Annotated in this window: 17 protein-coding genes; 6 read left to right on the forward strand and 11 right to left on the reverse strand. The window is 65.3% G+C overall.

Annotation, left to right across the window (positions count from 1 at the left end):
• Positions 1-49 precede the first annotated feature (49 nt).
• The 7 genes from H9X91_RS03355 to rsmD form a co-directional block, all read right to left on the reverse strand.
• The gene (locus H9X91_RS03355; protein WP_204802483.1) at positions 50-2515 is read right to left on the reverse strand and encodes a penicillin-binding transpeptidase domain-containing protein; all 2466 of its coding nucleotides are present in this window, start codon (positions 2513-2515) and stop codon (positions 50-52) included.
• A gap of 120 nt (positions 2516-2635) precedes the next feature.
• Positions 2636-3208: a hypothetical protein gene (locus H9X91_RS03360; protein WP_204802485.1), complete on the reverse strand. Its 573-nt coding sequence runs from the start codon at positions 3206-3208 to the stop codon at positions 2636-2638.
• Positions 3209-3305: 97 nt separating this feature from the next.
• Entirely contained in the window at positions 3306-4253 is a 948-nt protein-coding gene (rsmH, locus tag H9X91_RS03365; RefSeq protein ID WP_204802487.1) for a 16S rRNA (cytosine(1402)-N(4))-methyltransferase RsmH, read from the reverse strand.
• Positions 4254-4259: 6 nt separating this feature from the next.
• A complete protein-coding gene (gene mraZ / locus H9X91_RS03370; RefSeq protein WP_204802489.1) occupies positions 4260-4703 on the reverse strand; it encodes a division/cell wall cluster transcriptional repressor MraZ in 444 nt (147 codons plus the stop codon).
• Positions 4704-5087: 384 nt separating this feature from the next.
• Positions 5088-5618, reverse strand: a complete 531-nt coding sequence (locus H9X91_RS03375; protein WP_204802491.1) for a hypothetical protein — start codon at positions 5616-5618, stop codon at positions 5088-5090.
• Positions 5619-5623: 5 nt separating this feature from the next.
• Positions 5624-6115, reverse strand: coding sequence for a pantetheine-phosphate adenylyltransferase (gene coaD / locus H9X91_RS03380; RefSeq protein ID WP_204802493.1), 492 nt, complete (start codon positions 6113-6115; stop codon positions 5624-5626).
• A gap of 5 nt (positions 6116-6120) precedes the next feature.
• On the reverse strand, positions 6121-6684 hold the full coding sequence (rsmD, locus tag H9X91_RS03385) for a 16S rRNA (guanine(966)-N(2))-methyltransferase RsmD (RefSeq protein ID WP_204802495.1): 564 nt from the start codon (positions 6682-6684) through the stop codon (positions 6121-6123).
• A 242-nt stretch (positions 6685-6926) separates the two neighbouring features.
• Here rsmD and H9X91_RS03390 point away from each other — a divergent pair, with 242 nt between their 5' ends.
• Genes H9X91_RS03390 through H9X91_RS03400 form a run of 3 tightly spaced genes read left to right on the forward strand, consistent with a single transcriptional unit; the run spans position 6927 to position 9531 of the window.
• Positions 6927-7277, forward strand: coding sequence for an Asp23/Gls24 family envelope stress response protein (locus H9X91_RS03390; protein WP_204802497.1), 351 nt, complete (start codon positions 6927-6929; stop codon positions 7275-7277).
• Between the two features lie 16 nt (positions 7278-7293).
• Positions 7294-8985: a DAK2 domain-containing protein gene (locus H9X91_RS03395; RefSeq protein WP_204802499.1), complete on the forward strand. Its 1692-nt coding sequence runs from the start codon at positions 7294-7296 to the stop codon at positions 8983-8985.
• Positions 8986-9042: 57 nt separating this feature from the next.
• A complete protein-coding gene (locus tag H9X91_RS03400) occupies positions 9043-9531 on the forward strand; it encodes a hypothetical protein (RefSeq protein WP_204802502.1) in 489 nt (162 codons plus the stop codon).
• 38 nt (positions 9532-9569) lie between these two features.
• Here H9X91_RS03400 and H9X91_RS03405 read toward each other — a convergent pair whose 3' ends face one another.
• Positions 9570-10121 carry a helix-turn-helix domain-containing protein gene (locus tag H9X91_RS03405; RefSeq protein ID WP_243414406.1) on the reverse strand — a complete coding sequence of 184 codons (552 nt, stop codon included), beginning with the start codon at positions 10119-10121 and terminating at the stop codon, positions 9570-9572.
• Between the two features lie 119 nt (positions 10122-10240).
• On the opposite strand from H9X91_RS03405, the gene H9X91_RS03410 reads away from it, so the two are divergent.
• The gene (locus H9X91_RS03410; RefSeq protein ID WP_204802504.1) at positions 10241-10822 is read left to right on the forward strand and encodes a LysE family transporter; all 582 of its coding nucleotides are present in this window, start codon (positions 10241-10243) and stop codon (positions 10820-10822) included.
• 90 nt (positions 10823-10912) lie between these two features.
• Here H9X91_RS03410 and H9X91_RS03415 read toward each other — a convergent pair whose 3' ends face one another.
• The 3 genes from H9X91_RS03415 to H9X91_RS03425 form a co-directional block, all read right to left on the reverse strand.
• Positions 10913-11500, reverse strand: coding sequence for an HD domain-containing protein (locus H9X91_RS03415; RefSeq protein ID WP_204802505.1), 588 nt, complete (start codon positions 11498-11500; stop codon positions 10913-10915).
• Positions 11501-11532: 32 nt separating this feature from the next.
• Positions 11533-12219 (reverse strand): DUF2461 domain-containing protein, encoded by a 687-nt coding sequence (locus tag H9X91_RS03420; protein WP_204802507.1) that lies wholly within the window; start codon positions 12217-12219, stop codon positions 11533-11535.
• Between the two features lie 111 nt (positions 12220-12330).
• A complete protein-coding gene (locus tag H9X91_RS03425) occupies positions 12331-12957 on the reverse strand; it encodes a ferritin-like domain-containing protein (protein WP_204802509.1) in 627 nt (208 codons plus the stop codon).
• 197 nt (positions 12958-13154) lie between these two features.
• On the opposite strand from H9X91_RS03425, the gene H9X91_RS03430 reads away from it, so the two are divergent.
• Positions 13155-13895 carry an ABC transporter ATP-binding protein gene (locus H9X91_RS03430; protein WP_204802511.1) on the forward strand — a complete coding sequence of 247 codons (741 nt, stop codon included), beginning with the start codon at positions 13155-13157 and terminating at the stop codon, positions 13893-13895.
• On the forward strand, positions 13892-14818 hold the full coding sequence (locus H9X91_RS03435; RefSeq protein ID WP_204802513.1) for a SufB/SufD family protein: 927 nt from the start codon (positions 13892-13894) through the stop codon (positions 14816-14818). Before H9X91_RS03430 ends, H9X91_RS03435 begins: the two co-directional genes overlap by 4 nt.
• Positions 14819-15496 lie beyond the last annotated feature (678 nt).

Genomic DNA, 15496 nt, shown 5'->3' on the forward strand with positions numbered 1-15496 from the left:
TGCAAAATATATAGAGGATGGTGCCAAAAACCATGCAAAATCTGCTTTCTCAGTCCAGCACCGAGTTGTCGCCGAACTGGACGGTCACCACGGTGCCCGCCGCCGCCTCCGTGCCGCCCGGGATGGACTGGGTGATGGCGTACACATTGCCGGAGCTGGCGGAGGTGGTGCCGGTGACCTTCATGATGAGGCCCGCGTTGGTGATGGCCTTGTTGGCGGCGGAGGCCGTCATCCCCACCACGTTGGGCACGGTGCAGGGGGTGTCCGGCTTCTCCTCCCCCAGGTAGAGGATGATGGTGGCGTTGCCCGGGACGATGGCGCCGCCCACCGGCGTCTGGTCGGTGACGGTGTCTCCGTCGCCCACGGTCCGGTAGGAGAAGCCCAGGCTCTCCAGCCGGTCCTCCGCGTCCGCGCGGGTCTCGCCCACCAGGTTGGGGACGGTGGTGTCCGCCCCCACCAGCTCCTCGGCGGTGTAGTCCGGCTCGATGCCCAGCTGGGGCAGGATCTCGCTCATGATCTGGCTGGCCACGGGGGCCACCATGGTGCCGCCGTACACGGCGGTGCCGGTGGTGCGGCTGGGGGTGTCCATGGTCAGCAGCATGATGATCTGCGGGTCGTCCGCCGGGGCGAAGCACATGAAGGAGACCACCACTTCCCGGGTGGTGTTCCGGGTGCCGGTCTTATCCGCCGTGCCGGTCTTGCCGCCGATGCGGTAGCCGGCCACCTGGCCGTTGCGGCCGCCGCCGTCGGAGATGACCCACTCCAGGCACTCCCGCACCTTGGCGGAGGTCTCCTCGCTGATGACCTGCCGCACGGCCTGGGGCTCATGCTGGGAGATCACGTTGCCCTCGTCGTCCAGCACCTGCTCCACCAGATAGGGGGTGTACAGATAGCCGCCGTTGATGGTGGCCGCCTGGGCCCGGATCAGCTCCAGGGGCGTGACGGTGAAGGTCTGGCCGAAGGAGTAGGAGGCCAGGGCGGAGGCGTCGGTCAGCAGCCCCTCCTGATTGGCGATGCCCGTGGCCTCGCCCACCAGGTCGACGCCGGTCTCCTCCAGCAGGCCGAAGGACTCCATGTACTCGTAGTACTTCTCGCCGCCCACCCGGCTGCCGATGTCGATGAAGGCCGGGTTGCAGGAGTTGCCCACCGCCTCCTTCAGGATCTGCAGGCCGTGGCCGGACCGCTTGGAGCAGTGGATCTGCCACGGTCCCACCTGTACGACGCCGGTGCAGTTGAAGGTGCTGTTCATGTTCACCAGCCCCTCCTCCAGCGCCATGGCCAGGGTGATGGGCTTGTAGGTGGAGCCGGGCTCATAGGTGTCCTGGTAGCACTTGTTCCGCCACTGCTGGTTCTGGGCGTTGCCCAGCGCCTTGTCCAGGGCGGTCTGGTACTCCTCCTCGGTCTTGTAGCTGCTTCTGTTCTGCTGGATCTCCGCCAGCTCGGCGTCCAGCAGCTCCTGCAGCTGGTCGGAGTAGATGGTGCTGTAGTCGCTGGGGTCGTAATTGGGGTAGGAGGCCATGGCCAGGATGGCCCCGGAATTCACATCCATGACGATGCCGGTGCCGCCGTACTTGGCGTCGTACTTATCCAGCATGCTCTCCAGTCCCTTTTCCAGGTAGTACTGCACGTTGGTGTCCAGCGTCAGCACCAGGCTGTTGCCGTTCTCCGCGTCGTAGTACTGCTCGTAATTATACAGCAGCGGGGTGCCGTTGACGTCGGTGGCGGTGACGGTCAGGCCGCTGCTGCCGTTGAGCACATCGTCATAGGCCGACTCCAGCCCGTAGGAGCCCACGTTCTGCGCGTTGACAAAGCCGATCACGTTGCCCGCCAGGGAGCCGAAGGGATACAGCCGCTTGGTGTCCGGCGTCAGGGCGATCCCCTGCAGCCGCTTGGGCCGGCCGCCGGTGGAGATCAGCACGGTGTTGCCGTCGGCGTCCGTGGTGGTCAGCTGGTTGCCCTCCTCGTCGATCTCGCCGTTGATGAAGCGGCGGACCTCGTCGGCCACGTCCTGGTCCACCTTGCTTTTGACCACCCAGTATTTGTTGCTGGTCCTGTCCAGCTGCTCCAGGATGGTGTCCTCATCCACCTCCAGGATCCGGCTGAGGCCCCGGGCGATGTAGGCCTGGTCCAGCACCTCCGGCGCCGTGTAGGTCTCGCCGTTCTCGGCGGCCTTTTCCGCCGCCGCCTGGATGTCCTCCTGCTGGCTCTCCACAAACAGCTGGATCTGGTGGGGGTCCACGTACACCGTCTCCGCCGAGTAGGAGATGGCCATGATCTCGCCGTTCTTGTCGTAAATGGTCCCCCGGGAGGCGCTGATGACCGAGCTGTCGGTCTGCTGGCCCACCGCCCGGGCATGGAGCGTGTCGTACTGGTTGATCTGCAGGTCGTACAGCTTCATGAACAGGACGGTGAAGGTGGCCACGCCCAGCAGGACCATGACCAGCATGGTCCTGCCCCGGATCACCTGATTGGCCCGCCGGGCCGCGTCGCTTTTTCTTCTGGGTCGATTCGCCATATGTCGTCTCCTCCTGAGGGTGTGGGCCGCCTCCGGCCCGGGGGTCCCGCAATACCAAAGCAAGGAGTAAGAAGACCCCCCTTCTTACTCCCCACCGTTCACTCCATTATAGTGCAGCGTTTACTCAAAATATTCGATCACCGCATAGATCCCATGGTTCAGCGACGTCAGCAGACGGCTGAAGAGGTTGGGCTCCTCCTGCTGGTAGACCACGGCGCTGTCCCCCCGGGACAGGTCGATGTAGTAGATCTGACTGCTGCTGGGCTGGCTCATGCCCGCCGCCTCCGCCACCTCTTTCACGGTGGCCAGGTCGAACATCTGCTCATGCTGGGCGGTGAGGGAGACGTTCTCCGTCTCCAGCGCCTCCAGCTCCTCCTGCAGATCCACCACCTGAGAGGAGATGGCCGTCAGCTGGATATAGCCCATCAGCACCAGCACCGCCAGGCCGATGGCCGCGCCCACGCCCAGAACGGAGAGGACGGACACCTTCTGCCGCTGCCGCACCTGCTCCTTGGAGAGGCTGCGCACCCGGGGCTTCGCCCGCGCGGGGGCCTTTGCCGCCTCCGGCTGCCGGCGGGGGGCCTCCCCGGCATGGCGCAGGGCATGCTCCCGCACTTCCCGGTCCAGGTCATAGGCCAGGTCCCCGTATACCGCGCTGCGGCTGTGATACCGCAGTTCCCGCGCTGCTGCCAAAGAAGGTCCCTCCTTCTGCTCCGCCGAACAGGCGCGGAGCGGTTCTCACACACAGATCCCCCCAGCGGGGGGAAAGCGCCGGGCCTGTCCGGCGCTGTCAGATATCGAACGGATCGCACTTTTCCGCCACCCGCAGCTTGGCGCTGCGGGCACGGGGGTTGTCCGCCAGCTCGGCGCCGTCCGCCGTGACGGGCTTGCGGTTCACCAGCCGCACCCTGGGCTTTCTGCCGCACACGCACACCGGGAATTCCGGCGGGCAGATGCAGCCCTTCGCCAGATCCGCCAGCGTCCGCTTGACGATCCGGTCCTCCAGGGAGTGGAAGGTGATCACCGCCAGCCGTCCGCCGGGGTTCAGGCCGTCCACCGCCGCCTCCAGCATGGGGGGCAGGGCGTCCAGCTCGCCGTTGACGGCGATGCGGATGGCCTGAAAGCTCCGCTTGGCGGGGTGCTGCTTTTCCCGCAGGGCGGCGGGGGGCATGGCGCCCCTGATGATCTCCACCAGCTCCAGCGTGGTGTTCACAGGCGCGGTCTCCCGCGCCCGGACGATGGCTTTCGCGATGGCGGGGGCGTACCGCTCCTCGCCGTACTCATACAGGATCCGCCGCAGCTCCTCCTGGCTCCAGGTGTTCACCACTTCATAGGCGCTCAGGGGGGCGGAGGTGTCCATCCGCATGTCCAGCGGGGCGTCCTGCATGTAGGAAAAGCCCCGGGAGGCGTCGTCCAGCTGGGGGGAGGACACGCCCAGGTCAAAGAGCATCCCGTCGGCACCGCTGACGCCGGCGCCGGAGAGGATCTCTCCCAATTCCGAAAAGTTGCTGCGGACCAGGGTCACCCGGTCCAGCCAGGGGGCCAGACGGACCCGCGCCGCGTCGATGGCGGCCTGGTCCCGGTCGATGCAGATGAGGCGGCCGGTGGTCAGCCGCCTGGCGATCTCCATGGAGTGGCCGGCCCGTCCCAGGGTGCCGTCCACATAGATGCCGTCGGGGCGGATGTTCAGTGCCTGGATGCACGCATCCAGCAGCACGGGCTTGTGGGTGTATTCCATCGGCGCTCACCCGCGGCTGCGCCGCACGCGGGCCAGGGCGTCCATGGCGGCGGCCATGTCGTCGCTCTCCAGCATCCGCTGCTCCCGCTCCGTCCAGGTCTTTTCGTCCCAGATCTCGGCAAAGGAGTTGAGACCCACGATGGTGGCGGTCTTTTTCAGCCCCGCGTGGGCCCGGAGATTGGCGGGGATCAGCACCCGCCCCTGGGCGTCCGGCTCGCACTGGACGGCGTTGGCGTACAGCAGCGTCAGGGCCCGGGCCTCCGTATAGGTGAGGTCGTCCATCTCCTCGGACATCTGGTCCCACTTGGCCTGGGGGTAGATGGTCAGGCAGTGCTCGGCCCCGATGGTGATGTAAAACGTATCTCCCAGGGCCTCCCGCATGGCGGAGGGGATCACCAGCCGGCCTTTCGCGTCGATGCTGTTGTTGGATTTTCCCAACAGTCTGGCCATGCAGGAATCCCCCCTTCCACCCGATTTTTGGGTCCGGATGGGGTCTTGGTGACACTCAGTCTCTACTTTTACCCACTTTTCCCCACCACATGCTCTGAGTATAAGCGAAATCCCTCCGGATTGCAAGCAGTTTTTTCCGCTGAAAAACCCGCTCAGGCCGCCAATTTCTGCCATTTTTCGCCCAAAAACCCGCTTTTAAAACAAACGTTCGAGCGGCAGTTATCAAGTTTACGTAAAATAAAACATACCCCTCAGCACAACATCTTGTGCCAAGGGGTACGTTTTCCACATTTCGTCCGCAAAATCCAGACGATGCCGAAAAAGTTTCACCAAATCATTCGGCATTTTTCACAAATTTTTCGGATTACGGTCGACTGACGGGGGTCAGCCCTCCTGATCGTCCTCCTCCTGGGCGGGGGCCTTCCCGTCCAGCTTGTCCCGCTGCTCCTGCATCTTGGCGGCGGAGGCGCTGCGGAACCGCACCCGCTGCTGCTTCACCTCGTCCAGGGCCAGCTGCACCGCCTCCTCGGTCCGGGCCAGGGCGTCCTCGGCGTACTCATTGGTCACCTGGTACAGCTGGCGGCAGCGGTCCTCCGCCCGGGCCACCATCTGGCGGGCCTTCTCCTTGGCGGCGTACAGCACCTCGCTGTCGGACACCTTGGCCTTGGCGTCCAGCTCCGCCTGGCGCATCATCCGCTCCACGTCCCGCTTGGCGTCGTCCACGAACTTGTCCCGGGCGGAGAGCAGCTCCTGGGCGCGCTTGATCTCCACCGGCAGCTGGGCCCGCAGCTCGTCCAGCAGGTCCAGCAGCTCGTCCCGGTCCACCATGCTCATGCTGGGCTTGAGGGCCGGGGACTTGGCGTCCTCGATCCGCTCGTAGATCATATCGATCAAACGGTTCACATCATTTGCCATGGGACTCATCCTTCCTTCTTTTCCGTCATCTCCCGCACCAGGGGCACGATGGATGCGGGCAGGTATTTCTCCAGGGGCTGGTGATAGCGGATCATCTCCCGGGCCATGGAGGAGCTGAAGTGCTGATACGCCGCGCTGGCGGGCAGCAGCAGCGTCTCCAGCTCCGGGTGGATCCCCCGGTTGATGAGGGCCATCTGGTATTCCACATCGAAGTCCGTGGTGTTGCGCACGCCCCGGACGATGGCGCAGGCGCGGTGGCGCACCGCGAAGTCCGCCAGCAGGCCCGGCCACAGCTCCGCCTCCACATTGGGCAGGTCCGCCACCGCCGTCCGCACCAGCAGGAGCTTCTGCTCCGGCGTGAACATCTGATTGCGCTTTTCGGCGTTGGGGCTGACGCAGACGCAGACCCGGTCAAAGCAGGCCGCCGCCCGCTGAATGATATCCAGATGCCCCAGCGTGATGGGGTCAAAGCTGCCGGAGCAGATCGCTGTTCTCATGGGGGTCATTCCTCGTTTTCCTGATCTCCGCTCCGGCAGATCAGCGTCAGGCCGATCTTGCCGTAGCGGTATGTGCGGCGCACCCGATAGGGCGGCTCCACCGGCGGCAGGGCCCGGTCCGCCGGGTGTTCTGCCACAATTATACCATGGGGATTGAGAATGTCAAACGCTGTCAGCCGGGCGATGGCCGGCTCCAGCAGGCCGGCGGCATAGGGCGGGTCCAGCAGCACAAGGTCGAACCGCTCCCCCAGGGACTGCAGGAACTCCATGGCGTCCCCCGGCACCACCCGGGCCCGGTCCGACAGCTCCGTCAGCTTCAGGTTCTCCCGGATCAGCTTCACGGCGTCGGCCCGCCGGTCCACGAACACGGCGGAGGCGGCGCCCCGGCTGAGGCACTCGATGCCCAGCTGTCCCGTGCCGGCGAACAGGTCCAGGACCTTTCGCCCCTCGATGTCGAACTGGATGGCGCTGAACAGCCCCTCCTTCACCCGGTCGGTGGTGGGGCGGGTCTCCATCCCCTCCAGCTCCTTCAGCCGGCGGCCCCGGGCGGAACCGGTGATCACGCGCATGGCGCTCCCTCCTTCTGCTCTCCCGCCCATTGGGCAGCACAGTCCATGATTCGTTTATTTTACGGCAAACGGCGGGATTTTTCAATAGGTTTCCCGCAGGAGGCCCTGTCTTTTTTGGGCTTGTACTTTTCCCGGAAATCGTATATAATAAGATCCTCAATATACAGGCATCGGACAGCGGCTGTCCCGGGCCGGCGGCCCGCCGCTTTTCTGTCAATTCTTGGGAAAGAAAGGACGTTCTCATGATTCAATTCAAGTCTGACCACGGCGAGATCACCGTCAGCAGCGCCGTCTTCTCCAACATCACCGGCATGGCGGCCACCAACTGCTTCGGCGTCAAGGGCATGGCCTACCGCTCCATGACGGACGGCCTGGTGCATCTGCTGCGCCGGGAGGCCATGAGCAAGGGCGTCAGCATCACCTATCACGACGACAACTCCATCTCCATCGAGCTCCACATCATCGTGGAAAACGGCGTCAACCTCCCCGCGGTCTGCCGCTCCATCATGAATGAGGTGCGCTACGTCGTCACCCGGAACACCGGCGTCACCGTCAAGGACGTGGACGTGTGCGTGGATTCCATGACCCTGTGAGGGAGGAGCGAACGAGATGAACGAACAGATCACGGGCGCACTGTTCAAGCGGATGGTGCTCCACGGCGCGGCCGTCATCACGGCCCAGAAGCAGGCCATCAACGACCTGAACGTCTTCCCCGTGCCCGACGGCGACACGGGCACCAATATGTCCATGACCATCGGCACCGCCGTGACGGAGCTGCGCAAGAGCGAGCCCGCCACCATCGACCAGGCGGCCTCCGTCACCGCCTCCGCCCTGCTGCGGGGGGCCCGGGGCAACTCCGGCGTCATCCTCTCCCTGCTGTTCCGGGGCCTGTCCAAGGCCCTGAAGGGCCGGGAGACCGCTGACGCCGCCGCCTTCGCCGCCGCCATGCAGGAGGGCGTCTCCGCCGCCTACAAGGCGGTGATGAAGCCCGCCGAGGGCACGGTGCTCACCGTCTCCCGCCTGGCTGCCAAGCAGGCGGCGGACACGGCCGCCGCCGGGGAGACAGACCTTGAAAAAGTCCTGGAGGACGCCATCCGGGTGGGCTACGCCACCCTGGCCCAGACCACGGAGATGAACCCGGTGCTGAAAAAGGCCGGTGTGGTGGACGCCGGCGGCAAGGGCTATCTGCTGATCCTGGACGGCATGCTGGCGGAGCTCCGGGGCGAGCCCATGCCGGAGACGGAGGCCGGCGAGCCAAAGGAGGAGAAGGCGGACTTCGCCGCCATGGCGGCGGAGGACATCACCTTCGCCTTCGACACGGTGTTCATCGTCCGCAAGGCCATGGCCGACATCTCCCTGGAGCCCCTGCGGACCTACCTCAACAGCATCGGCGACAGCCTGGTGATCGGCGAGGACGACGATGCCTTCAAGGTCCACGTCCACACCAACATCCCCGGCAACGCCCTAAACGAGGCCCAGAAGTACGGCACCCTGGAGCTGGCCAAGATCGAGAACATGCGGACCCAGGCGGACGACCTGGCGGCGGGCAAGCACGTCCAGAGCACCGACGACCTGGACGCCGTGGAGGCGGAGCTGGAGTCCGCCCCGGCGGAGGAGACGCCCGCCGTGGCGGCGCCGGAGAAAAAGTACGGCTTCCTGGCGGTCTGCGCCGGCGACGGCCTCGCCGCTGTGTTCCGGGACCTGGGGGCCGACGGCGTGGTGTCCGGCGGGCAGACCATGAACCCCTCCACCGAGAGCATCCTGGAGGGCGTCAACCGGATCCCGGCGGAGACGGTGTTCGTCCTGCCCAACAACGGCAACATCATCATGGCCGCCCAGCAGTGCGCCGGCCTGACGGAGAAGCAGGTGGTAGTGATCCCCACCAAGACCGTGCCCCAGGGCATCACCGCCATGATGAACGTGGACTTCGACGCGCCGGACGCCCAGGCCATCACCGACGCCATGACGGACTGCCTCAGCTCCGTCACCACGGCCCAGATCACCTACGCCGCCCGGGACTCCGACTTTGACGGCTTCGCCATCAAGGAAGGAGATTACCTGGCCCTGGAGGAGGGCAAGCTCTTCGGCACCGACAGCTCTCTGGACACCCTGCTCCACAAGCTGGCGGAGGACGCCGCCGGGCGGGAATCCTCCTTCATCTCCCTGTACTTCGGGGAGGACGTGAACGAGGCGGACGCCCAGAAGGCCGGCGCCCTGTTCGAGGAGCTGTGCCCCGGCGCGGAGGTGGCGGTCCTCGCCGGCGGCCAGCCTGTGTACTACTATATCATCTCCATGGAGTGAACCATGAGGGCGCTGTTTCTTGCAAACAGCGCCCTTTTGGGAAAGGAGCGTGCCCGCATGAAGACCTGGAAGCTCTTGCTACTGGCCCTAGTGCCCGGCCTCTGGGGCTGGCTGTGCAACTGGCTGGTGTCCATGTCGTTAACGGGCGGCAACGGATTTCTGTTCATGGTGGTCTACTATCTTCTCCAGGCGCCAGCGGCCATCGTGTTCTGCCTGTGGCTGGGGCGGCGGTGCGGCCGCTCGGAACGAGGCTATCCCGCCTGCCTGCTGCTGACCCAGTGGCCCAGCCTGGTGAGCTTCGCCCTGTATGTCTGGCAGTTCTGGTTTGTCACCGATGAAGCCCGGAGTTCCCTGTTGGCTCTGCTGGGACAGGCGCCTTCCATCCCGCTGACGCACTTCGCCGCCTGCCTGGTGCTCCCCTTCTCCGGCGATTCCTGGCTGCAGGCAGACAGCACGGCCGCCACCGCCATCTCCCTGGTGCTGCTGGCGGTGCTGTTCTCCTTAGGGTTCTGGTGGGGACGGCGGAGCCGGTCCTCTGCCTCCTGAAAAGCACACGGCCCGGACCTGATGGTCCGGGCCTTCTGTTATCCTCTGTACCAGATCAGCATGCTCAGCTGGGCCTCTTCCCGCCCTGGGTTCCGGTAGCGGTGGGGCTGGTCCGCCGGGAAGCGCAGGGAGTCGCCGGTGCCCAGGCGGTACGTCTCCTCCGGCAGGCCGATCTCCGCCTCCCCGGCGAAGACGGTCACATACTCCTCCGCCCCCGGCAGGTGGGGCTGGGCCTCCAGGCTGCCGCCGGGCTGGATCACGATGCGGTACGTCTCGAACCCCCGCTCCTCGTCAAAGGGGAACACCGGATAGTTCCGGTACCGCCCCCCGTCCTCCTCCAGCGCCGGCGCGTCCGCCGCCCGCAGCAGCACCGGCCGCTGCCGGACCGGCTCCACCAGGGAGGTGAAGGACACCCGGTAGCCGTTGGCGATCTTCCACACCATGGAGATGGTGGGGTTCACGTCCCCCTTCTCGATCTGGGCCAGCATGCTGCGGGACACCCCCGTCAGCCGGGCGGCCTCGTCCAGCGTCAGCCGCTTTTCCTCCCGGAGCCGCTTGGCATTCTCCGCCACCACCGTGTTGATCTCCAACTTTCTCACATCCCTTGTTGACAAGATATCGGACTGAACGTATAATATAAAAGAAATCCGGCATCCTGGACTTTTATTTTCTTATATTGTATTCTTTTTGGAAAGGGAGGTCAAGTCCCATGTTCTCCTGGTTCTCGTTTCTCACCTACGCCGTGGTCACCGCCGTGACGCCGGGGCCCAACACGCTGATGTCCATGTCCAACGGCGGGCGGCTGGGCTTTCGCCGGGCCCTGCCCTTCAATTTTGGGATCTGGGCGGGCTTCACCGTGGTCATGCTGCTGTGCACGGCCCTCTGCGGCGCCCTGTCCGCCCTGATCCCCCGGATCAGGCTCCCCATGCTGGTGCTGGGCGCCGCCTACATGCTGCATCTGGCCTGGAAGACCTGGCGCAGCGGCCCCCTCTCCGGCGGCCAGTCCGGAGGGGACGGCTTCTGGTCCGGGCTGCTGCTGCAGTTCATCAACCCCAAGATCTACATCTACGGCATCGTGTCCATGGAGGCCTACATCCTCCCCTATTACCAGGGGCAGACGCTGCCGCTGGCGGGCTTTGCCGTGCTGCTGGCCTTCATCGGCTTCGCCTTCACCCTGCTGTGGTCCGCCTTCGGCTCCCTGTTCCGGCTGCTGTTCTCCCGCTGCGCCAGGGTCACCAACACGGTGATGGCCCTGGCCCTGGTGTGGTGCGCCGTCTCCCTGTTCCTGTAAAGCGGGCCCCGCCGGGTTTCGGCAAGACCGCAAAAAACCGGCATGGCTCCAGGGCCATGCCGGTTCCTGTTTTCTGCCGTGGGCCGGCGCTCAGCCCAGCGCCGCCATCTGTGCGGCAACGCTTTCCTCACAGCTCCGCTGGGCCTGAAGGGTCCTGTCCATCAGCTCCTCCAGCGTCCAGCCCAGCCGCTCGGCCCCGGTGCGGATCACGTCCCGGGAGCAGCCGGCGGCGAACTTCTTGTCCTTGAACTTCTTCTTCAGGGAGCTGACCTCCATGTCCTGGCAGCTCCTGCTGGGGCGCATCAGGGCGGCGGCGCCGATGAGGCCCGTCAGCTCGTCGGCGGCGAAGAGGACCTTCTCCATGTCCTCCGTGGGCTCCACGTCAGAGCACAGGCCGTACCCGTGGCTGCACACGGCGTGGATGAATTCCTCGCTGCAGCCGATCTCCGAGAGCAGCTCCGGGGCCTTTTTGCAGTGCTCCTCCGGCCACTTCTCAAAATCCACGTCGTGGAGCAGGCCCACCGTGGCCCAGAAGTCCGCGTCCTCCCCGTGGCCCAGGTCGTTTGCGTACCAGCGCATGACGCCCTCCACCGTCAGGGCGTGCTGGATGTGGAAGGGCTCGGAATTGTACTTGCGCAGCAGGGCCAGGGCCTGCTCTCTCGCGGGACATGCTTTCATCTGAAATCTCTCCTTTTGTGAAAATTCAACTCTCAGCCGTCGGCGTCCCGGGGGTCCGGGTCGCCGTCCAGGGTGACGAAGTAGTCGTAATAGGGCAGCAGGAAGGTGAAGTCCCGCTTCAGATGGTCCACGATGTCCCGGCTGAACAGCTCGTCCGTCAGCTGGTCATTGTGGCAGATGGTGAAGCTCCTGGCCCGGTACCAGGGCTCCAGCAGCTTGGAGGGCGCCGGGGCCCTGGGGCGCTTGTAGTCCTCCGTCTCCAGCACCAGCTCCTTCTGCCGGTGCAGCCTGCGCATCAGCTTCTCCATGGTGTCCGGGTCCCGGTCGATGCGGGCCCGGAGCTTGGCCATGGTGACGGGCTTGGGCATGTAGTAGCCCATGCCGCAGGTCCAGCCCTCCGGCATCAGCTCGAACCAGAAGGTGGGGTGGGCCGTCCACTCCTCCGCCGGCTGCTCGACGGAGAACCACAAACTCTCCTTGTAGGGCCCCCGGCCGTGGAGCCGCCGGACGTCCCGGTAGATGCGGGTCACCTTGCGGATGAGCCCCAGGTCCGGCCGCTTGGCGGCCAGGTAGTCATAGAGCTCGTCCCCCAGCTCCCGCATGGGCTGGTAAAAGTGGGTCAGATAGATGTCCTTGTGGGCCTCGAACCAGGTCCGCTCGTTGTTGAAGCGGATGCCCCACATGAAGTCCACGGTCTCGTCCGTAAAACCGGTAAACATGGCGTTCCCCCTGCTGTCGGATCTCAAAATTTAAGAAACAGTATAGCACAGTTTCCGCTCCGGGAAAAGAGGGAAGCCGCAGATTTTCCCGCGGCCTCCCCCGGTCCCCCCTCACAGCGCCCGCTCCAGCAGGGCCATCAGCTGGTCCGCCTGGCGGTAGGACGCCTCTCCCAGCTCCTTCAGCAGCCGCCCCAGGCAGGGGTCTGTGGTCTCCTCCCCCGCCCGCAGGTAGTTCATGCCGTTGCAGGCCTCCACGTGGTACCGCTCCCGCAGGGTGGAGCACCAGTCCCCAAAGGGGATGCGGCCGCGGGCCACGGCCGGGCGGTAGCAGGCGCCGGTGATGAGATAGCAGGCCGTCAGCAGCCGCTTCGCCGCCGCGCCGGAGGCGTTCGCCAGATCCCGCAGGGTCCGCCGGGCGGAGGCCGGCGCCCGCTGGGCAAGGGCCTGATACACCCGCCGGTCCGCCAGCTCCGCCTCGATGAACCCCTCCAGCACCTCCAGCTCCTCCCGGGCGGCGGTGCCCATGCAGCAGGGGTCCTGCTCCGCGCCGGGCAGGGTCTCCGCGGCCGGAACGGCCGGCGCCCCGGAGGCGGTCCCGCCGGAGGGCAGGGGCGGCACAGCCGGCACCGCCGGCTCCCGCAGGTCGGGGTAGGGCTCCAGGTTGGGGGCCACCCGCTGCCAGATCTGGTCGTACTTCCGGAAGTCGTAGGTCTCCGGGCTATGTATGGTCTGTTCCATCCAGGTCCCTCCTTTTCTCCCCAGTGTATGCAGGGCGGGAAAAGATGGGTACTGTTGCAGATGTCACATGTATGGATTTCGCCACGGGGTTAAAATAACCTTGGAAAAGAGTTCCCTTTTTCATTGCTTTTTCTCACTTTTTCTGCTAAAATAGGAAAACTGTGAGTATATGTACCAGCAAAGGAGGTTCCGATTTCATGCTGGAATTGAACCATATCAGCTACGCCGTCCGGGAGGGCGACAGTGAGCTGGGGATCCTGAACGACATCTCCCTGACCATCGACGACCACCGTCTGGTGGTGTTCACCGGCCCCAACGGCGGCGGCAAGACCACCCTGGCCAAGATCATCATGGGCCTGGTGAAGCCCACCGGCGGCCAGATCATCTGGAACGGCCGGGACATCACGGACCTGGGCATCACGGAGCGGGCCCGCCTGGGCATCAGCTACGGCTTCCAGCAGCCCCCCCGGTTCAAGGGGCTGACGGTCCGCAGCCTGCTGACCATCGCCTCCGGGGACGAGAAGCTGTCCAAGGACCGGTGCTGCCAGTACCTGACGAAGGTGGGCCTGTGCGCCAACGACTACCTGGACCGGGAGGTGGACGCCTCCCTCTCCGGCGGCGAGGTGAAGCGCATCGAGATCGCCACCATCCTGGCCCGCAGCAGCCAGCTGATGATCTTCGACGAGCCGGAGGCGGGCATCGACCTGTGGAGCTTCGCCCGGCTGACGGAGACCTTTGAGCAGATCCACGCCGCCGGCACCGCCACCATGATCATCATCTCCCACCAGGAGCGGATCATCTCCCTGGCGGACGAGGTCATCGTGGTGGGCGACGGGGAGCTGCGCCACCGGGGCAGCCCGGCGGAGATCCTGCCCCAGATCCTGGCGGACACCCTGGGCGGGTGCCCGGTCCTGACGAAAGAAGGTGCTGCCGTATGATGGAGACACAGGTGGATCGGGAGCTGCTGGAGAAGATCGCGGACCTGATCGGCAAGCCCGTGGGGGCCTTCAACATCCGCAAGGACTGCGGCTGTGACGGCCGGGAGTCCACGGAGCACATCAAGATCGACGACCGGACCGACGGCCACGCCGGCATCGACATCCATATCCTGGACGGGACGAAGGGCGAGACCTGCCACATCCCCGTCATCATCACCAAGTCCGGCGTGGAGGAGACCGTCTACAACGACTTCTATATCGGCGAGGACTGCGATGTGGAGATCGTGGCCGGCTGCGGCATCCACAACTGCGGCGACCAGACCTCCCGCCACGACGGCGTCCACACCTTCCACGTGGGCAAAAACTCCCACGTCCACTACTCGGAGAAACACTACGCCGAGGGGGACGGCAGGGGCGAGAAGATCATGAACCCCCAGACCATCGTGTACCTGGAGGAGGGCGCCTCCATCCAGATGGACACGGTGCAGATCAAGGGCGTGGACTCCACCAAGCGCTACACCAAGATCGTCTGCGGCAAGGGGGCGGAGGCCGTCGTCACCGAGCGGCTGCTGACCCACGGCACACAGACCGCGGACAGCGACATGGTCATCGAGCTCAACGGCGAGGACGCCAAGGGCCGGGTGATCTCCCGGTCCGTGGCCCAGGACCAGTCCTCCCAGGTGTTCCGGCCCTGCGTGGTGGGCAACGCCAGGTGCTTCGGCCACGTCCAGTGCGACTCCATCATCATGGGACAGGCCAAGATCAGCTCCGTGCCGGAGATCGCCGCCAACGACACCGAGGCCCAGCTGATCCACGAGGCCGCCATCGGCAAGATCGCCGGGGACCAGCTGTTGAAGCTGGAGACCCTGGGCCTCACCGAGGAGGAGGCGGAGGACCGGATCCTGAAGGGATTTTTGGCGTAACTGCAGACCGCGAGGCGGCTGGCCGGAAGGCCGGCCGTCTCTTTTTCTCTCCCCGCCCCCAGAGTGGGGCTTTCTTCCGGAGACGCCGCAGGGGCGGCAATCTGCCGCCCGGGGGATTCAGCCATGAGGATGGCTGGTCCATTCCACCCCCCATTCTCTTTTTGCACGGCGGCAAAAAGAGAACGGGCCGTGGACGGTCCAAGAGAAAAAACGCCTCGGCGGGTCGGTCTGCGCAGGCGCAGACCTCCTGCCGCCGGCGGGGGATGGTTGGCTGTCCCGTGTAGAAGTCAGGGACGGAAACGCCCAGCCCTTGGGGAAACCTCCGGCCCGGGGAAGTCAGGGATACATCCTGCGCCGCTTTTCGCTGCCGCTGGCCGGTGGTTGATGAGAGTTGCAGCATGGGCCAACGCAACGACTTCTACGCCCGCCCGGGCAGCGCGTAGCGAAGCGGAACGCGCGGAAAGAGAAGCTGGTCAAATGCGTCCTTGCACCCCGACGAGGTCGGCACCATCCGCCACGGGACGGCAGTTCCAAAAGTTGCGGGAGAGTATAGCGTGCCCGAAGGCAGGCCCAAATCGGAGCAGGCACCGATACGCCGACCCCCGTGCGCACGGAGGGCCACTGCACCGGAGTGCGCCCAGCGTTTTTCTCTTTGGACCGTGCACGGCCCGTTTCTCT

Source organism: Oscillibacter valericigenes (assembly GCF_016902445.1).
GTDB lineage: Bacteria > Bacillota > Clostridia > Oscillospirales > Oscillospiraceae > Oscillibacter > Oscillibacter avistercoris.